4 protein-coding genes are annotated in these 22,716 nt (G+C 38.8%); all 4 read left to right on the top strand.

The genetic code is table 11. From position 1 onward, the window contains the following. The first annotated feature begins 416 nt into the window (after positions 1 to 416). The 4 genes from PN497_RS14315 to PN497_RS14300 all read left to right on the top strand — a co-directional run bounded on the left by PN497_RS14315 (position 417) and on the right by PN497_RS14300 (position 22,691). Positions 417 to 7,097, top strand: a complete 6,681-nt coding sequence (locus PN497_RS14315) for a non-ribosomal peptide synthetase (RefSeq protein ID WP_096571779.1) — start codon at positions 417 to 419, stop codon at positions 7,095 to 7,097. Between the two features lie 121 nt (positions 7,098 to 7,218). Then, entirely contained in the window at positions 7,219 to 10,482 is a 3,264-nt protein-coding gene (locus PN497_RS14310) for a non-ribosomal peptide synthetase (protein ID WP_096571778.1), read from the top strand. Between the two features lie 159 nt (positions 10,483 to 10,641). Continuing rightward, complete coding sequence (locus PN497_RS14305; RefSeq protein WP_096571777.1) at positions 10,642 to 18,405, top strand: non-ribosomal peptide synthetase; 7,764 nt, start codon at positions 10,642 to 10,644, stop codon at positions 18,403 to 18,405. Next, positions 18,402 to 22,691 (top strand): non-ribosomal peptide synthetase, encoded by a 4,290-nt coding sequence (locus PN497_RS14300; protein ID WP_272110476.1) that lies wholly within the window; start codon positions 18,402 to 18,404, stop codon positions 22,689 to 22,691. The genes PN497_RS14305 and PN497_RS14300 overlap by 4 nt, the downstream gene beginning before the upstream one ends. Positions 22,692 to 22,716: the final 25 nt, after the last annotated feature.

Raw genomic sequence — 22,716 nt, 5'->3', positions numbered from 1 at the left:
TGTCACTAAATAAAGGTGTCTTTTAAATTTCTACCTTGGTGGTAAAAAAATCGCACCAAAATTAGAGATAATATAAAAATGGCCTCTGAGTTAGATTACACCTTAATTAATACCTCAAAGGCCATTTCTCTAAAAATCAAATCTAAGGCAGCATACCAAATGTGCAAGTTTATTTTATTTGATTGAACCGCAAAGAACGCAAAGTACACAAAGGTAAGAGGGTTTCAGAGAGTTGTTGGTGTAGCGGCGTTTATTTTTCCAAAGTTGGGATGCTCGCAAATCTAACAATAAAAAAAGTCATGTTTTTGAGAAAATTTCAACATGATAGCCAATCATTAAGATAATAAAAATCATCAAAACAGCAAATATTCAGCAGTTCTTAATACATTAAAAATATCAATTTATATACAAAATTCATGGAAGAAATGGTGATTAACTCAACTAGTTCTCTTAAGAATTTGCCCGTTTTAACCGAACAAGAAAAACAGCCAATATTGGTGGAATGGAATAATACTAGAGTAGATTATCCTAAACATTTGTGCATCCATGAATTATTTGTAGGACAGGTAGAAAAAACTCCAGATAATATTGCTGTTGTTTTTGATGGGCAAAAACTTACATATCAAGAGTTGAATTACCAAGCTAATAAAGTAGCTCATTATTTACAATCTTTAGGTGTAGTAACAGAAGTTTTAGTAGGGATTTCTGTGGAACGTTCCCTAGAAATGATCGTTGGTTTACTGGGTATTCTCAAAGCAGGTGCAGCATATCTACCACTAGATCCTAGCTATCCCAAAGAGCGGATATCTTTCATGCTCTCAGATTCCCAAGTAAAAGTATTATTAACTCAGCAAAAGTATGTGGAAAACTTTGCTGAAAGTAGTGTAAAAACAGTTTGTTTAGATCAAGATTGGAATTGGAAATTAATTGATCGCCAAAATTCAGAAAATCCCACCAGCAATGTCACAGCAGAAAATCTTGCTTATGTGATTTATACATCTGGTTCTACAGGCACACCAAAAGGAGTTGCTGTACCCCATCGGGCGGTAAATCGCTTAGTATGTAATACCAATTATGTACAGTTTACAACCACTGACCGCACTGCCCAAGCTTCCAATACTTCATTTGATGCAGCCACCTTTGAAATTTGGGGAACTCTATTACATGGAGCTACCTTAGTCGGTGTACCGCAAAACGTTCTCCTTTCACCCTTGTATTTTGCTGATTACATCAGTGAACAAAAAATTAACATCTTATTTTTAACCACTGCCTTATTTAATCAATTAGCTAACATTGTTCCCCAGGCATTTAAAGACCTGCGATACTTATTATTTGGGGGTGAAGCTGTAGATCCGAAAACAGTTAGAGCAGTTTTGAAAAATGGCGCACCCCAGAATTTATTGCACGTTTATGGACCGACTGAAAGTACAACATACTCCTGTTTTTATCCAGTAGAAGATGTACCAGAAGGCGCAACAACATTACCCATTGGTCGCCCCATATCTAATACACAAATATATATACTAAACGAGCAACTACAACCTGTTCCCGTAGGTACTCCAGGGGAAATCTATATTGGTGGTGATGGTTTAGCGCGAGGCTACTTGAACCGTCCAGAATTAACTGAAGAAAGATTTATTTCTCATCCGTTTCATAATCCAAAATCTAAAATCCAAAATCCAAAATTGTATAAAACTGGGGATTTGGCGCGTTATTTACCAGATGGTAATATTGAGTTTGTGGGGCGAGTTGATAACCAAGTCAAGATTCGCGGTTTCCGGATTGAACTAGGAGAAGTTGAAGCAGCTTTAAGTCAACACCCAGATATAAAACAAGCAGTAGTAATTGTTCGGGAAGATGTTCCTGGTGATAAACGATTGGTTGCTTATGTTGTATCCGATCAAAAATCCCCAGTTACCGCCACAACCTTAAAAAGCTTCCTCGAAGACAAGCTACCTGCTTACATGATTCCAGCCGCTTGGATGGTGCTGGACTCCTTACCCTTGACCCCCAATGGTAAAGTTGATCGTCGGAGTTTGCCCGCTCCTGCTCGCACACGCCCCGATTTAGAAGAAGCTTTTGTTGCACCTCGTAACTCTATTGAAGAACAGTTAGCGACTCTCTGGACCCAGTTATTAGGACTAGATGTAGTAGGAGTCAATGATAATTTTTTCTGTTTGGGTGGTCATTCTCTGATTGTGACGCAAATGATTTCTCGTGCGCGGGAAATTTTCTCAGTCAATATATCTTTTGTCCAAGTATTTGCTAACCCCACCATAGCTGCTGTAGCCGAACTCATTACCCAAGGTGGTGAAGAAATTCAATGGGAACGCCCCATTATTCAACACATTGCCCATGAAGGACTTGTACCAGTTTCCTTTTCCCAAGAGCGGATTTACTTTGTCCATAAATTAGCACCAGAAAACAGCGCCTATCAATTCCAGGCCACAATGGACATTAGAGGCAAACTGGATTTTGAAGCTCTAAAACGTTCTCTAGATGAGATTGTCAGACGGCATGAAATCTTCCGTACAACTTATCAAGAGGTGAATGGTAGGCTGTATCAAGTAATTCACCCACATCCAGGAGCCGCTTTTAGAGTCGTTGATCTGCGGCACATTCCTGAACCTGAACGACAAATAGAAGCACAAAAGTTAGTAGAGGCAGAACTGCTCACACACTTGGACTTAACTCAACTACCTATAGTGCAATGGGCAGTATTTCAGTTGAGCGATCAGGATTATATATTCACCCATGTAGAACATCACATGGCTCATGATGGCTGGTCATTTAATGTCTTTTTAAGTGAATTAGTAACACTGTATGAGGCTTTTTCTAGTGGTAAACCTTCTCCACTACCAGAATTAAAATATCAGTTTGCAGATTTTGCTACTTGGCAGCGTGAATGGGCAAAAACAAAAGAAGCTCAAGCCCAATTATTATATTGGCAACAAAAGTTAGCAGGGATTCCCCCATTATTAGAGTTACCTTATGATCGCCCACGCCCCAAGGAACAAACCTATAATGGCGAACACGCTAGAATGGAATTACCTGTTGAGTTGTGCGAATCGCTGAGGGTGTTCAGTCATCAACAAGGTGCAACTTTGTTTATGACTATGCTGGAAGCTTTTATCATTCTGTTGCATCGCTACATTGGACAAGATGATATTTTTATCGGTTCTGCTGTGGCTAATCGTCGGATGCACCAAATCGAAAAGATTATGGGTATGGTTGTTAACAACTTGGTTTTACGCACCGACGTTTCAGGAAATCCCACAGTGCGGGAATTACTTGATCGGGTGCGCCAAATGACAATGGAAGCTTATGCTAACGAAGATGTACCCTTTGATAAAGTGGTAGAAGCGGTCAAACCAGTTCGCAACCTTAGTCATAATCCACTGTTTCAGGTGATGTTTAGTTTCCATAACTCTGCCAAGCCTTATTTAAAATTCCCCGGCTTTGACTTCATCCTGCATGAACCAGCTAGTAACAAATCTGCCAAGTTTGATCTTGATTTCTTAGTTATCCCCCGGTTTGAACAAAGCGTCCAGCATGGTGCGAAAACGGGAGCAAAAGGAATTACCCTGGATTTGGAATATAACAGCGACTTGTTTGATGCTGAAAGCATGGAAGCGATGCTAGAACAGTATGAACAGGTGTTAATTGAGATGGTAGCGAAGCCAGAGCAACGAATTGGCCAAATACCTCTAATTACCGCATCACAACAAAAATTATTAGGGGAATGCAATCAAACAGAGAGGGAAAATACACAGAGTCAGTGTATCCATAAGTTATTTGAACTGCAAGTAGAATTAACACCCGATGCCATAGCTGTAGAACAGGATGGTAAAAAATTAACTTACCGAGAATTGAGCGATCGCGCTAACAAAATCGCCCACTATCTGCAAAGTTTAGGAGTTAAACCAGAAACCTTGGTAGGTATTTGTGTTGATCGTTCCCTAGAAATGATTGCTGGTTTATTGGGTATTCTCAAAGCTGGTGGTGCTTACGTTCCCATTGATCCTGCTTATCCCCAAGAACGCATAGCGGAGATTATCACAGATACCCAACTCGGTATTTTACTTACACAAAATAGATATTTCGGTGAGGGAAGTCGAACCGTCCAGGAAAAACTGGCAGGTTATAGCGGACAAACCATTTATTTAGATACAGATTGGGCGAAAATCGCTACCCAAAGTACAGCTAACCCAGTTAGTGATGTTCAGCTAAATAACCTGGCTTATATTATCTATACCTCTGGTTCTACGGGTAAACCCAAGGGGGTAATGATTGAACATCGTTCAATGTTGAACTTTATCACCACTGCCATTGATGAGTATGGTATCAATGCTCAAGATAAGGTTCTACAATTTGCCTCTGTTTGCTTCGATACATCCATAGAAGAAATCTTCCCCTGTCTTGCTGTTGGTGCAACCTTAGTGTTACGCACTGAAGAAATGCTCAACTCCAGCGATGATTTTTGGCGGTGTTGTCAAAAATGGCAGTTAACAGTTTTGGACTTACCCACAGCATACTGGCATCAATTAGTAACAGAACTGCAACCCCAAAACTCACCCATTCCTGGAAGTTTGAGAACTGTAATTATTGGTGGTGAAGAAGTACAACTAGAAAAAGTGCAACATTGGCATAATTGCACAGCGCACACTTCGACTTCGCTCAGTGACCATCTTTCCCCAGCACCCCAATTATTTAACAGCTACGGACCAACAGAAGCAACGGTAGTAACTACCTTAGAACGCCTCACCCCGGAAAATCGGTTCGACTTCGCTCACCGCACGACTTCTGTGAGCATTGGTAAACCCATTAGTAATGCCCAAGTTTACGTTTTAGATCAATATCAGCAACCTGTACCTATAGGAGTTCCAGGAGAATTACACATTGGGGGAGCAGGACTAGCTAGGGGATATTGGCAACGTCCTGAACTCACAGCAGAGAAATTTATTGAGAAGGCAGGAAGCAGGGGGCAGGAGGCAGAAGGGAATAACAGATTATATAAAACTGGGGATTTAGTCAGATTTAGAAGAGATGGCAATTTAGAATACCTGGGACGAGTTGATAATCAGGTAAAAATTCGCGGTTTCCGCATTGAGTTGGGAGAAATTGAGACAGTATTAAGACAACATCCCCAAGTATCCCAAGCGGTTGTTATTGCCCATCAAGAAATTACTGGACAAAAGCGATTGGTGGCTTATTTCGTACCCCAAGCACCACAACCAACAATTGACGAACTGCGCCAGTTTCTTAAACAGAAATTACCGAATTACATGATCCCGGCTGCGTTCATGGTGTTAGATAGCATACCCATGACCTCTAACCAAAAGGTAGATTATCTGGCTTTACCAACACCGGATTTTTCTCGCAGTGATGAAGATAAATTTGCAGCACCACGCACATTAATAGAAGAGAAATTAGTGGCGATTTGGTCAGAAGTGCTGAGAATAGAAAATGTTGGCATTCACGATAATTATTTTGAATTGGGTGGAGATTCAATTCTCAGTATTCAGCTAGTTTCTAAAGCGAATCAGGCGGGTATTCAAATTGCCGCTAAACAGTTATTTAGGTATCAAACCATTGGGGAGTTAGCGACTGTAGCGGGTATGACTCGCCAAATCAACGCCGAACAAGGTTTAGTCACTGGTAAAGTTGGGTTAACACCGATTCAAAAATGGTTTTTTGAGCAGAAATTACCAGAAATCAATTACTTTAACCAGTCAGCATTGTTAGAAGTTCCTGCTGATTTGCAACCTGAATTATTGCAGGAAGTGGTACAAAAACTTTTGGGACAACATGATGCTTTGAGGTTGCAATTTGTCCAGGAAGGAGAAAACTGGCAACAAATCCACACCGATGTCCAAGAAACTGTACCATTAAGCATTTTTGATTTATCGCACCTGTCAGCAGCAGAACAGGAAACAGCGATAAAAACTAAAGATCCAGAATTACAAGCTAGTTTGGATTTAGCAACAGGAAAAATTGCCAAATTTGCATTATTTCAATTAGGTAAAAATCAACCCAGTTGTTTACTCGTCGTCATTCATCACTTAGCTGTTGATGGTGTGTCTTGGAGGATTTTATTGGAAGATTTAGCCACAGCTTACCAACAAGTGATCCGGGGTCAGATGATAAAATTACCAGAGAAAACAACATCTTGGAAATATTGGAGCGATCGCTTAACAGAATATGCTCAAACCCAAGCTGTGAAAGAGTTAGATTACTGGGTAAATCAATCTAATATTTCCACCAAACCTTTACCAATAGACTATTACTTCGACTCCGCTCAGTACAAGCCTGCGGTTGCAGAAAATAACACCGTAGCCTCAACTACATCTGTATCACTGGCGTTAAATGAAGAACAAACCCGCGCCCTGTTACAAGATGTACCTGCTGCTTACAATACCCAAATTAATGATGTTTTATTGACAGCTTTAGTACAGAGTTTTGCCCAATGGACAGGAGAAAATTCTTTACTAATTGATTTAGAAGGACATGGAAGGGAAGACTTATTTGAAGATGTAGACCTTTCAAGAACTGTAGGTTGGTTTACAACATTATTCCCTGTGGGTTTAGCAATTAAAGAAAACCAACCAGGGGAAGCGTTAAAATCAGTCAAAGAACAACTGCGAAGCATTCCCAACCGGGGGATAGGTTATGGTGTATTGCGATATTTAAACACAGACACCAGCATCCTTGAAAAATTAGCTTCCTTCCCATCAGCGCAAGTTAGTTTTAACTACTTAGGACAATTTGATCAAGTGCTGAAAGCGTCATCAGTTTTAGGTGAGGCTAAAGAATTTAAATCAGAACAAAGTGGATTAAATCGTCGTAGTCACCTATTAGGAATTAGCGGTTTTATTCGGGCTGGAAAACTAGAAATGACTTGGGCGTATAGTGATAAAATTCACAAGCGAGACACTATTGAAAGGTTAGCTTCAGGATTCATGGAAGCATTAACAAACCTCATAGATCACTGTCAATCAAAAGACGAGCAAAGCTATACCCCATCTGACTTTTCAGCAGCTAAACTCAATCAAAAACAGCTAGATAAATTCCTAGCCAAACTCAACAAGAAGAAATAAATAGGTAATGGGTAATGGGTAATTGGTAATTGGTTAATTCTTTCCAAGTCCCCAGTCCCCAGCGATGCACTGAGCTTGTCGAAGTGTCCCCAGTCCCCAATCACCAACTCAGAGGAAATGTATGCAAAGTATCGAAGACCTTTATGAACTTTCACCCATGCAACAAGGGATGTTGTTTCATACCCTTTATGCACCAGAATCAGAAGTTTATTTTGAGCAGTTACTTTGTATACTTTCTGGGGAATTGAATTTTGCTGCATTCCAAAAAGCTTGGGAACAGGTTGTAGCCAGACATTCAATATTACGCAGTTCTTTCTTTTGGGAAGAAATAGAAAAACCCTTGCAAATGGTGAGTAAGCAAGTGGATCTTCCCTGGGAAAAATTAGATTGGCGACATTTAACAACTGATGAACAAAAACAGCATTTAGAGGAGTTACTAAAGAGCGATCGCCATAAGCGATTTGACCTCAATCAAGCTCCTTTAATGCGGTTTACCATCATTAAATTAACTGAGAACACCTATCAATTTATTTGGAGTCATCACCATATATTATTTGATGGTTGGTCAATGCAAATTATCATCAAAGAAGTTTTAGCTTTTTATGAAGCAAATCAACGGGGTGAATATTTAAGATTGTCACCAGTTCGACCTTATAAAGAATATATTGAATGGTTACAACAACAGGATCTTGAAAAAGCTAAACAATTTTGGCAACAAACATTAACAGGTTTTGAAACACCTACCTTAATAGGGAACAGGGAACTCTTAACAGGGAACAGAAGCAAAGGAATATATCAAGAAAAACGTTTTCAATTATCTCAAACGGTAACTGAAAAATTGCAAAATGCAGCACGACAACATCATTTAACATTAAATAATTTAGTACAGGGAGCATGGGGTTTATTAATTTCCTGCTATAGTTCGACTTCGCTCACTATAAACAGTGGCGAAAAAGATGTAGTTTTTGGAGCAACTGTATCCGGTCGTCAACCTGTAATAGACAACATAGAATCAATGGTGGGATTATTAATTAACACCATTCCCACCCGGGTAAAAATTGATCATCAAAAACAAATATTATCTTGGCTGCAAGAATTACAAACTCAAGCAATAGAACAAGAACAATATAGTTATTTCCCCCTGGCAGAAATTCAAAAAGTAAGTGATATTCTCCCAGGGATGCCATTATTTGAAAGTCTGTTAGTCTTTGAAAATTATCCCGTAGATTCCAGTAAACAAGACAAGGAAAAAACCTTAGATATTAGTCATCTGAGTTGTTTTGAAAGAACAAACTACCCATTAACAATAGTCATTAACCCTGGTTCACATTTAGGAGGTAGATTTGTTTATGATACTAGATCCTTTGATGAAACAACATTAGTCCGCATGATTGGACATTTCCAAACATTGCTAACAAGGTTTGCAGAAAACTTACAACAAAATATTTCACAAATATCTTTACTCAGTGCAGCAGAAGAACAAGAATTAATAATTTTAGAAAATCATCTAGAGAATCATCAAAATCAAGAAAATATTAATTATCAATGTGTTCATGTTTTATTTGAAGAACAGGTTGAAAAAACACCTGATAATATTGCAGTTGTTTATAAACAAGAACATTTAACTTATCGAGAATTAAATAACCGTGCTAATCAATTAGCCCATCATTTAAAATCATTAGGAGTTAAACCAGAAACTAGGGTAGGAATTTGTGTTGAGCGTTCCTTAGAAATGGTAATCGGAATACTTGCCATTCTCAAAGCTGGAGGTGCTTATATACCTTTAGATCCAGCTTATCCTACAGAAAGACTAGCTTTAATGCTGGAAGATGTACAAACACCCATCTTACTAACACAAACTCATTTAGAAAATAAACTTCCACTTAATAATCAAACAGTGGTGAATCTTGATACAGATAGGGAAATTATCGCCCAATATTCAGCAGATAATTTACCCTGTGAAGTTACTCCAGAAAATTTAGCTTATATCATTTATACATCAGGTTCAACAGGAACACCAAAAGGAACAGAAGTTCCCCATCGTAGCTTTATAGGTTTTATGTTTGGGGTTGATTATATTCACCTTGATGAAAACCAGATTTGGCTACAACATTCATCAATTTCTTGGGATGGACTTACCCTAGAAATGTGGACACCATTGCTTTATGGTGGACGTTGTGTAATTTATCCAGAAAAAATTCCTACAGCAGAAAAATTAACCCAAATTATTCAAGAACAAAAAGTTAATACTTTGTTTCTGACTACCGCATTATTCAATTTCATGATTGATACAATGCCACAAGGTTTATCAGGAATTAAACAACTGTTAACAGGGGGAGAAGCAGTTTCTGTATCTCATGTTTGTCGCGCTTTACAACTATTACCAAAAACCCAAATTATTCATGCTTATGGTCCTTCAGAATGCACAGTATTTACCTGTTGTTATCCCATTCCTCAAAAAATAGCTGAAAATTTCAAATCTATTCCCATTGGTAAACCCATTGGAGACAGAACAGTTTATATATTAGATACTCATTTACATAGAGTTCCTATTGGTGTTCTGGGTGAACTATATATAGGTGGTGCGAGTGTTGCTAGAGGTTACTTAAATCAACCCAAATTAACCAGAGAAAGATTTATTTCTAATCCTTTTATTGCAGGAGATACCCTATATAAAACTGGAGATTTAGTTCGGCGTTTACCTGATGGGAATATAGAATTTATTGGACGAATTGATACACAGGTAAAACTGCGTGGTTTTAGAATTGAATTAGCAGAAATAGAAGCAGTTTTAAATCAACATCCTGACATTCAACAAGTTGTAGTAATGGCGCGGGAAGATGAACCAGGTAAGAAATTATTAGTAGCTTATTTGGTAGCACAGGATAATGTACCAACTCCCAGCAGCTTGAGAAACTTCCTCAAATCAAAGCTGCCAGATTACATGATTCCTGCTGCTTTTGTATTTTTAGAGAATTTACCCTTAACTCCTAATGGTAAAATCAATCGTCGTGCTTTGCCAATTCCCGATCATACACAAAGAAATTTAGAAATTGATTTTGTTCCACCTAGCACCGATACGGAACAAGAATTAGCAGATATTTGGCAGGAAGTTCTGAAATTAAAACAAGTAGGAATTCATGATAACTTCTTTGAATTAGGAGGACATTCCTTACTAGCTACTCAAGCAATTTCTCGTTTAAGAGAAGTCTTTTCTCTTGACTTTCCTTTGCGTTACTTATTTGAAAATCCCACCATTGGCGAACTTGCTCAAAAAGTTACTGAACAACAAATTAAGCAAGCAGAAAACGATGAACTAGCCAGGATTTTAGCAGAGGTAGATCAATTATCAGAAGAGGAGGTAATACAACAATTACTTTCATAAAGATTTTCCACCCATATTTTGATAGAAAAATCATCATGAATTAATGAAATATTACCCCTCTTAATCTCTGTGTTCTCTGTGCCTCTATGGTATGCCTTACGGCACGCTACGCGAACGATAAAAAATAACCTTTAACAAAAAAAACTAAACAAAAATATTATGAGCGACTTACTAAAACAACTTGAAAAATTATCACCAGAAAAACGAGCATTAGTTTTACAAAAACTCAAAAAGCAACAACAAACCCCACTCCTCGAACCAGTATCACGGGAAAAACCCCTTCCCCTCTCCTTTGCTCAACAAAGACTGTGGTTTATTGACCAACTAGAAGGAGAAAATGGTGTTTATAACGTGCCATTTTTCTGGCAAATTAGCGGTATTTTAAATATTAATGCCTTAGAAAAAGCTATTTTAGAAATTATCCAACGCCATGAAATCTTACGCACTAGCTTCTCTGTTGTTAATGAATCACCCATACAGGTAATTCACAGCCAACCTGAATTAAAAATAGAAGTTCTAGACTGGCGACAAATACCAGAAAAAGATCAGTTAAGCAAAGCGCAACATTTAGCAACAGCAGAATTACAACAGCCATTTGATTTATCAAAAGCTCCTTTATTGCGAGTAAAATTACTAAAACTAGCTGATCAATCTCATCTGCTGTTATTGGTCATTCATCACATAGTTTGCGATGGTTGGTCAATGGATATTTTCCGCAAAGAATTATTCACTCTTTACACCGCTTTTTGTAATGGACAATCTTATCCTTTATCACCATTATCTTTACAATATGCTGATTTTGCTCACTGGCAAAGATCATATTTACAAGGAGAAACTTTAAATAAACAACTCAATTATTGGCAACAACAATTAGCAGAAATTAACCCATTATTAGAACTACCTACAGATCATCCCCGTCCATCAGTCCAAAGTTTTCGCGGACGTAGTGAATTTATCCAAATTAATTTAGATTTAACACAAAAATTAAAGCGGTTAAGTCAGGAGTCAGGAACTACTTTGTTTATGACTTTGCTGGCAGTATTCGCGCTGTTATTGTCTCGTTATAGTGGTCAAAATGATATTGTAGTTGGTTCTGCGATCGCCAATCGTAACCGCAAAGAAATAGAACCCTTAATTGGCTTTTTTGTCAATACTTTAGCTTTGCGTACCAACTTACAAGGAAATCCTACTTTTATAGAATTACTGCAACGGGTAAAACAAGTAACTTTAGATGCTTATGATCATCAAGATTTACCATTTGAAAAATTAGTTGATGAATTAGGATTAGAGCGATCGCTTGCTCATCATCCCCTATTTCAAGTCGCTTTTGGTTTACAAAGTGGAACTCCCGAAACACTTTTAATTCCTGGTTTAACTCTCACCCGCTTTGAGTGGGAAAACACCACAACATTCTTTGATTTATCCTTAATTTTCCGGGAAACTCCCCAAGGTTTAACTGGAGAATGGGAATATGCAACGGATTTGTTTGCAGAGACAACTATTCAAAGAATGATGCGCCATTTTGAGGTTCTGGTACAGCAAATTATTGATCATCCCCATCAATCAATTAATACTCTATCTTTGCTGACTGAAGATGAAATTCAGCAACTAAAAACATGGAATCAAACACAAACAGAATATCCTCAAAATAAAACTCTTGTTGACTTATTTGAACAGCAAGTTATTAAGAATCCTAATAATTTAGCTGTAGTTTTTGCATCTGAAAATCTAACTTATCAACAGTTAAATGCAAAAGCAAACCAACTAGCTAATTACTTAATTGAAAATTACCCAATACAACCAGATACCTTAATCGGTATTTCTGTGGAACGTTCTTTGGAAATGATTGTTGGTATTTTAGGGATTCTGAAAGCTGGTGGTGCTTATGTACCCATTGATCCCAACTATCCCCAAGAACGAATTGAGTTGATGTTAGAAGATTCTGGAGTATCGGTTTTATTAACTCAAAGTTGTTTAGTAGATAAGTTACCTTTAGATAGTTTACAAAATCCTGTTGAAGTTGTTTACTTAGATGCAGAACGAGATCAATACCCATCATTAAATGTCAATTGTCAATTGTCAACACCTCGACTTTGCTCAGTGACCACTGTCAATTACAATAATTTAGCTTATGTAATTTATACCTCTGGGTCAACAGGAAAACCCAAAGGAGTAATGATTGAACATCAAGCAATTGTTAATTTAGCTTTAGCTTGGGGTGAAAGTTTTCAAGTTCAAAATCACAGTCGCTTGCTACAATTTGGGTCTTTTAGTTTTGATTTATCTATTGGTGAAATTGCAACTGCTTTATCAGCAGGTGCTTGTTTATATTTAGCTCATAAAGATACTTTATTACCTGGTAAAAGCTTAGTTGATTTTTTAACTAAACACAAAATTACTCATGGCTTTTTATCTCCTTCGGCTTTATCTGTCTTACCAAAAGTGAGTTTCCCAGATTTACAATGTCTGACTGTTGGTGGAGAGGCTTGTTCGGCTGAATTGGTAAGTCAGTGGGGAACAGAACAACATTTATACAATTGTTATGGTCCGACAGAATCTACTGTGACGGCTGCTATTTATCTTTGTCAACCTAATAGTCAGATAAACAGCAAAAAACCACCAATCGGTAAACCATTACCTAATATCCGTATTTATATTTTAGATGCCAATAATCAACTATTACCCCCTGGTATCCCCGGTGAATTGTGTATTGCAGGAATAGGTTTAGCGCGGGGTTATCTTCATCGTCCTGATTTAACAGCCACAAAATTTATTGATATTAATTTATTTGGTAAATCTGAACGGATTTATAAAACCGGTGATTTAGCTAAATGGAATAATGAAGGATATTTAGAATATTTGGGTCGCATTGATGAGCAGGTAAAATTACGAGGTTTTAGAATTGAACTGGGTGAAATAGAATCACTATTATTACAACATCCATCAGTTAAAGAAGCTGTGGTAATTTTATATGAAACTGATAACAATCCCCGGTTAATTGCCTATGTTACAGAGTCAGAAAAAACCGCTGGCTTGGCGTTTAAGGGGGTAATTGAAGTAAGAGAATACCTCAAAAATCGCTTGCCAAATTATATGATTCCTAGCCAGATTATGGTTTTGGAAAACTTGCCCTTGACTGCTAATGGAAAAATAAACCGTCGTGCATTACCAGCACCAAACACAGCCACTGCTGCTGATTTGGAAATACCAGTAACTCCCACAGAAGAACTACTCGCTAGTTTATGGCAAAGTTTATTAAAAGTTAACTCTGTTGGTCGTTCTGATAACTTCTTTGAATTAGGTGGAAATTCCCTGTTAGCAACTCAATTAGTTGCCCGCACTCGTGATATTTTCAGAGTAGAAGTACCTGTTCGTAAGATATTTGAGCAAAGCATTTTATCTGAGTTGGCGAGGGAAATTGATAAAGCATCTGCGAGTGTGGCTTTACCTCCCATTTCCCCCCAGTTAGAAAATGAACCAAAAACTCTGTCTTTTGCCCAATCAAGACTTTGGTTTATCGCTCAACTGGAAGCGACAGGAACTTCTTCTACCTATAATATGCCATTCGCATACGAATTAAATGGCAAACTCAATGTAGAGGCTCTAACTCAGAGTTTAACTTATTTACTACAACGTCATACGAGTTTACGCAGTTATTTTCCGGCTTTGGAGGGAGAGCCGCAAGTAGTAGTTAGAAGTATAGAAGATATAGAAGTGCTGGCAATCGCCAACTTACAAGAACTCGATCCCCACACACAAGCGGAAATCTTACAAAAATTAGCTGATAACCATGCTCAAGAACCCTTTGACTTAAATACTGGACCCCTGTTCAAAGCCAAACTAGTGCAACTCAGCCCCCAGAAAAATGTCCTGCTGATAAATATGCACCACATTATTAGTGATGGTTGGTCAATGGGTGTATTTAAGCGGGAATGGGAAAAAGCATACACCGCTTTTGCAGTCGGTTCTACTCCCAACTTATCACCGTTACCGATTCAGTATAGTGATTATGCAGCTTGGCAACGCAATTGGTTACAAGGGGAGACTTTAGCAAGTCAGGAAAATTATTGGAAACAACAACTAGGCGATGCACCCAGGTTATTAGAGTTACCTACAGATCATCCCCGTCCAGCGCAACAAAGTTACCAAGGTGGGCGTGAAGAATATTGTTTGAGTCAAGAACTAACTCAGAAGCTTAAAAACTTGAGTCAAGAACAAGGGGTGAGTTTATTTATGACCCTGTTGACTGCTTTCAATATCTTACTATCCCGTTACAGCCGCCAAGAGGATTTATGTGTTGGTAGTGCGATCGCTAACCGCACTCATAGCCACACAGAAGGGTTAATTGGCTTTTTTGTCAACACCTTAGTATTGCGAAGCAAAATCAAGCCAGAACAAGGATTTATTAATTTACTCCAACAAACCCGTCAAACTTGCTTAGATGCTTATGCTCATCAAGATATTCCCTTTGATTATTTGGTAGAAAAACTGCAACCAGAACGCAGCCTCAGCCATAATCCCTTATTCCAAGTGATGATGGTGTTGCAAAACGCGGCGGGGGCTGGGGTGAATGTGAGTTTACCAGGGCTTGATATTCAATACTTGGAACAAAGTTTCCCCTTTGCCAAGTTTGATATACTGCTGGATTTGTGCGAAAGAGATGAGCAACTAAATTGTATGTGGGAATATGCCACAGATTTATTTGAGGCATCAACCATTAGACGCATGGCGGGACATTTTGAAGTTTTGCTGACAGCAATTACCCAAAATCCCCAACAGCCGATTTATCAGCTACCCATCACCACTTCAGCAGAAGTTCAACAACTGCTAATCTGGAATCAAACTGACACAGATTACCCTCAGAACCAAACATTGGTAACTCTGTTTGAACAACAGGTAGCAAAAACACCCGATCAGATTGCAGTTGTGTTTGCAGATCAAAGCCTGAGTTATCAAGAACTCAATCAAAAAGCTAATCAACTGGCGCATCATCTCTTGCAACTCAAAAGCATATCTGATAACCCACTGATGGCGATTTGCATTGATCGTTCCTTGGAAATGCTCATCGGTATCTTTGCTATCCTCAAAGCCGGTGGAGCTTATGTACCGATTGATCCGAGTTATCCCCAAGAACGCATTCATTTAATGCTCGAAGATAGTAATGCGGCGGTATTACTAACAACTAAATCCCTGAAAAAGCAACTTCCTTTAGAAAAGCTGAAAAATACTGCTCAAGTAGTTTTTTTGGATGAACAAACATGGACTCAACAGCCAACAAATAATCCCCATCCCATCAGCATTAATAATGATTTAGCTTATATAATTTATACCTCTGGTTCTACAGGGCGACCTAAAGGAGTGGCGATCGCCCATTCTAGTCCCGTAGCCTTTGTAAAATGGGCGCATTCAGTCTTTAGTGCAGAACAGCTTGCAGGTGTCTTAGCTTCAACCTCAATTTGTTTCGATCTCTCCATTTTTGAAATTTTTGTTCCCCTGACTCAAGGTGGTAGTGTGATTTTGGTAGAAAATGCACTATACATTGAGCAAGCACGTCAGAGTCCTGTACCGATAACTTTGATTAATACTGTACCGAGTGCGGCGGCGGAACTGCTGAATATGAATGCTATTCCCGCAAGTGTACAGGTAATTAATTTAGCTGGTGAACCATTAAAAAATAGTTTGGTACAGGCTTTATATCAAAACACATCTGTCAGAGAAGTTTACAACCTCTATGGACCGTCTGAAGACACAACTTACTCTACATTTACGAAAGTTGCCAAAAATGCCCAGCATGAACCAACTATAGGTCAAGCGATCGCTAACACTCGCATCTACATTTTAGATAAATATAATCAACCCCTGCCCCCTGGTATTCCTGGAGAACTTTGCATTGCAGGTGCAGGTTTAGCACAGCGTTATTTACATCGTCCTGAAACTACCGCCGAAAAATTTCTGAACGTGGAATTATTCGGCAAAACTGAGCGAATTTATAAAACTGGTGATTTAGCTCGGTGGTTACCTGATGGTAATCTGCAATACTTAGGACGGATTGATTACCAAATCAAACTGCGGGGTTTCCGTATTGAATTAGGTGAAATTGAAGCATCTTTACTCAAACATTCCAAAATTCAGGAAGCGGTTGTTTTGGTGCGGGAAGATAGCGAACACGATTCCTACGGAGCGCTTCGCTATCAACATCTGGTAGCTTATGTCGTCCCTACAACGGAAGGCGACCATATCAACCAAAGTGAACAGATAAAATTGTGGGAACAAGTATTTAATGATAGCTACACTCAGCAACCAAACCCAACCGATGATCCAACTTTGAATCTCGCAGGTTGGAAGGATAGCTACACAGGAAAACCCATTCCCCAGTCGGCCATGCAAGAATGGCGCGATATAACAGTTGAGCAAATTTTAGAACTTGCACCCAAACGAGTTTGGGAAATTGGTTGTGGAACAGGGATGTTATTGTTTAAAGTTGCATCCCATTGTCAGCATTACCTGGGGACAGATTTTTCATCCAGCGGATTGCAGTATATTGAACAATATCTCAAACAGCAATCTCTCCAAAACAAAGTTACTTTAAAACAAAGTGCCGCTAACCAGTTTGAGGGCATTGAATCCAATACTTATGACTTGGTAATCATCAATTCTGTAATTCAGTATTTCCCTTCTTTGGATTACTTGTTGTCAGTCATCGAAGGGGCGATCAAAACTGTAAGTAATCAGGGAAAAATCTTCATGGGAGATGTGCGAAATCTACATTTATTGGAGGCTTTCCATACCGCAGTAGAATTTTATCGCGCTCCTGATAAATTATCAATTCAGGACTTACGCCAACAAATTCAAAAAAGCATCTGCAACGAAGGCGAATTACTGATTGATCCTGATTTCTTTATCGCCCTTAAACAAAAATTTCCCCGGATTAGTCACGTAAAAGTTCAATTGAAACGGGGTTACAGCCATACGGAAATGAGCCGTTTTCGTTATGACGTTGTTCTATATTTGGATCAAACAGAAACTTCTGTTACCGAAACCCAATGTTTAGATTGGCAAGAACAGCAGTTAAATATAAAAACAATTGAGAGAATTTTAACAACTGAGCGACCGGATTTATTAAGCATTAAATATATTCCGAATGCGCGGCTCACTTCAGAAATGGCGTTGTTAGAAAAAATTACTCAGATAGATGGTCAGGTTTCCGACTTAAAAGCTGTTATTGCCCAAGTCAAATCAGGCATCGAACCGGAAGCATTCCTAGATTTAACGCAAGATTTACCTTACACACCTTTTATTCAATACACTTCTACCAGTTTTGCCTATTACGATGTTATTTTCCAAAGGAATATTCCTGGAAAAGAGCAAATACCAAGATTTAATCAAAGTAAAAATTGGCGACAGAAACCTTGGCAACATTACGCCAATCAACCGTTACAATATCGCACCAATCAAGTTGACCCAGCATTACTAGAAGAATGGCGGTATTTTCTAGGAAAAAATCTCCCTGATTATATGATTCCTAGCCATTTTGTTGTTTTAGAAAAACTACCACTAACACCCAATGGCAAAGTAGACCGTAAAGCATTACCAGCACCAGGTAAAACAGTGGTAGCTACAAACATTGAATTACCTATAACAGAAACAGAAAAATTGCTGGCTCAACTTTGGGCAAAACTGCTGAAATATGAGGTCATAGCCCGACAAGATAACTTCTTCAACTTGGGAGGACATTCTTTATTAGCTACCCAACTTTGCTACCGCATTCGTGACACTTTCAAAGTAGAACTGCCACTGCGTCAAGTATTTGAGTCTCCTACTATCATTGACTTGGCAAATTATATAGATAGCTGCATTTGGGTTAATTCGACAACCACAGATATACAACCTTTAAACTCAGACGAAGAGGAAATTGAACTATGACCATAACACACAATCAGCAAATAGTTTCTTTAATGCTTCGTTTGCAGAACATGGGCTGCCGAATTTGGGCTGAAGATGATAAGTTACGGATTCGGACTAGCAAAAATGCCCTGACTGCGGAACTGAAGCAGGAAATTCAAAACCACAAAGCAGAGATTCTCACCTTCTTGAAAGCTGCTAAAACACAAGCTGTGATCACCGCAGAAATTCCTGCTTTAAGTGCTGACTCTCCCAAGCTTCCGTCCTTTGCTCAACAACGTCTCTGGCTATTAGCACAACTCCAAGGGTCATCAGCTACTTACAATATGCCGATCGCTTTACAACTGAACGGCAACCTGAATATTGATGCCCTACATTCTAGTTTGGCTTATCTGCTGAATCGGCACGAGAGTCTGAGGATGTATTTTCCTACAGTTGCCGGACAACCACAAGTTGCCATCCGCAGTTTAGACGAGATCACAGTTTTAACAGTACAAGATTGCCGGGAATTAGGGACTGGGAACAAGGGAGAGCTTGATTTAGATACCCAATGCCCAAATATCCAAGATTTAATTGACGCTCATGCACAAGAACACTTTGACTTAAATACTGGACCTTTGTTTAAAGCTAAACTGCTGCAATTGGAGGTTTATCCTGAGCGAAGCCGAAGGGAGCAAAAATCTGTCTTGTCCATCAATATGCACCACATTATCAGTGATGGCTGGTCAATGGGAGTATTTTTGCGGGAGTTATGGCAAGCTTATACTGCTTATTCTCAAGGTAAGACCCCAAATCTTGCTCCCTTACCGATTCAATACAGTGATTATGCAACTTGGCAACGCCACTGGTTACAAGGAGAAGTATTAGAAAAGCAAATTGATTACTGGAAACATCAACTAGGTGATGCTTCCCCATTACTGGAATTGCCTACAGATTATCCCCGTCCAGCACAGCAAAGTTATAGAGGCGATCGCTATATTTATTCTCTCTCACCGCAATTAACTACTGCTGTTAATGCTTTTAGTCAACAGCAAGGCGTAAGTTTATATATGATTTTGTTGGCTGCTTTGAGTATTTTACTATCTCGTTACAGTCGGCAAGAAGACTTATGTATTGGTTCTCCCATTGCTAACCGCACCCATAGCCAGACTCAAGGGTTAATTGGCTTTTTTGTCAATACTTTGGTTATGCGTCAGCAAATCAAACCACCCTTCGGCTGCGCTCAGGGTAAAGAGCAAAGTTTTATTGAGTTTTTACAACAAACTCGCCAAACCTGTTTAGATGCTTATGCTCATCAAGACGTTCCCTTTGATGTGCTGGTAGAAAAGTTACGACCAGAACGCAGTATGAGCTATAACCCTTTATTCCAGGTCATGTTTACCCTGGAAAATAATGCTAGTCCAGATTTGGATTTATCAGGGTTAGATACTGAGTTGCTGGGAGTCAAGGGTGCGATCGCTAAGTTTGATTTAACGCTGTTGATAACCGAGTCTGACAACCAATTAAACTGCTCTTGGGAATACGCCACCGATCTATTTGCAAGGGGTACTATCCAACGGATGGCGGAACAGTTTGCAGTTCTGCTTCAAGGAATTATTGATCATCCCCACCAATCAATCAATACTTTACCTTTGATGACAGGAGAAGAACTGCTAAAACTACAACGATGGAATCAAACTCAAACCGAATATCCTCAAGATAAAACTTTTGTTGATTTATTTGCAGAACAAGTTATAAAAAATCCTCATAATATTGCTGTAGTTTTTGAATCTGAAAATCTAACTTATCAACAGTTAAATGAAAAAGCCAACCAACTAGCTAATTATTTAATTGAAAATTATAAAGTTCAACCAGATACCTTAATTGGTATTTCTGTTGAACGTTCTTTAGAAATGATCATTGGTGTTTTGGGTATCATGAAAGCTGGTGGTGCTTATGTACCCATTGATCCCAACTATCCCCAAGAACGAATTGAGTTGATGTTAGAAGATTCGGGAATATCGGTTTTATTAACTCAAAGTTTTGTAGTAGATAAATTACCTTTAGATAGTTTAGGAAAACCTATTGAAGTTGTTTATTTAGATGAAGAACTAGACAAGTACCCATCACTAATTGTCAATTGTCAATTGTCAACACTTCGACTTCGCTCAGTGACCACTGTCAATTACAATAATTTAGCTTATGTTATTTATACTTCTGGTTCAACGGGAAAACCCAAGGGGGTAATGATTGAACATGGTGGACTGGTAAATTTAATTTTGGCAGTTGATGAAATTTTGCAAATTCAACCGCAAAGTCGTGTACTACAGTTTGCTAATTTCAGTTTTGATGCTTCCATTTGGGAAATTGCTTCTACCCTTTCCGTAGGTGCTTGTTTATATCTCACAAAAAAAGAAAATCTGTTACCTAGTCAAGAACTGATTGACTTTTTAACTGAATACAAAATTACTCATGTTATCTTACCACCTTCAGTTTTATCTTTGTTACCCCACGCAACCTTACCTGATTTGCAAATTTTAATTACTGGTGGTGAAGTTTGCCCCAAAGAATTAGTTACCCGATGGGCAAAAGGAAGAAGTTTTTTTAATGCTTACGGACCAACGGAATCTACAATTTGTACTAGCATCGCTCTTTGTCAACCCAATGGTAAAAAACCACTTATTGGTAAACCATTATCTAATCTCCGCATCTATATTTTAGATGCACATAATCAACCATTACCTCCTGGTATTCCTGGAGAATTGTGTATTGCTGGTGTTGGTTTAGCGCGGGGTTATCTCCATCGTCCTGAATTAACCGCCGAAAAGTTTATGGAAATTGAATTATTCGGCAAAACTGAGCGCATTTACAAAACTGGGGACTTAGTAAGATTGAAACCTGATGGCAATATCGAGTTTATTGGTCGTATTGATAACCAAATCAAACTCCGTGGTTTCCGCATAGAATTGGGTGAAATTGAATCAGTCTTGTTGCAATACCCTACTGTCAAAGAAGCAATTGTTACTGTACATAAAACTGAAAATAATCAGAGTTTAATTGCATATCTAACAGGAATTACCCCTGATTTATCGCCCCAATTGAAAAATTACCTGAAAACTCGTCTACCTGATTACATGATTCCTGCTCAGATCATGGTTCTAGACGAGTTACCCTTAACCCCCAATGGCAAAATTAACCGGCAAGCTTTACCTACTCCTAATATTGGGGTTCAAGGTTCATACACACCACCACGCAACAAAGTCGAAGCACAATTAGCGCACATTTGGTCTGCTATTCTGGAACGTCAAGAAATTGGCATTCATGATAACTTTTTCGATTTGGGCGGCCATTCTTTATTAGCAGTCAAATTACTCAATCTTGTACAACAAGAGTTTGGACAACAACTGGCTTTGAGCAGTTTATTTCAGAATCCTACTATTGCTCAACTAGCACAAACATTAGGTAATAGGGAGATGGAACAATCAAATTCTGATTTAGTACCGATTCAGCCTCTAGGAGATGCAACCCCCCTATTTTGTGTATCTGGCTCTAACGGACACAGCTTCTATTTTCGAGATTTGGCAATCAATTTAGGTATTGAACATCCTGTCTATGGACTCGATGCGCCAGGAAGAGATGGACTGAGCATACTTCCTCACTCAGTAGCCGACCACGCAAGTCAACTGATTTCCCAATTACGTCAACAGCAACCTCAAGGACCTTATATATTGCTGGGGTACTCTTCCGGTTGTAGTGTCGCTTTTGAAATAGCCTCCCAACTGGAGCAGCAAGGTGAAAAGGTGGGTTTGCTAGCTATCTTGGATGCGGGATTGGTTTCTAATCCGGAACATTTCAAAAATAGAGCAGATATTGATTGGATTTGGCAAATAATCCAACGCATCGAAGCTTTCAAAGGAGTTTCTCTCGGTTTAGAATACGCTAATTTAGCGGCTCAAAGCGATGACGAATCCCGTTGGGATTTGGCGGCAAGTTATTTATACCGTCATAATGCCCTACCGGAACACTCCAGCCTTGCTTTACTCAAAACTAATATGCAAGTGATGAGAGTGCAGACGCTCAATTACGTAAATTATCAGCCTGTTCATCGAATTTCTGCCCCGATTGTTTTATTCCGTGCTGAAGACGTGCCGGAAATAGTGGTGCGAGAACTCCAAGCACTGACCAATTACGATTTACCGGACTGGGGATGGCAAGCTTACACACCAAACCCTGTGAAGGTAATATCTGTACCTGGAAATCACGGACGGATGCTTTATGAACCGAATGTCAAAACCTTAGCTTCACACTTACGGCTGATGATGATTTAATCAATAAATCACTCATAATCATCAA

Origin of the sequence: Sphaerospermopsis kisseleviana CS-549 (genome assembly GCF_028329225.1) — a bacterium.
GTDB classification, from domain to species: domain Bacteria; phylum Cyanobacteriota; class Cyanobacteriia; order Cyanobacteriales; family Nostocaceae; genus Sphaerospermopsis; species Sphaerospermopsis kisseleviana.
Note: the sequence above shows the minus strand (reverse complement) of the source record. Positions and strands in the feature narration are given on the sequence as shown.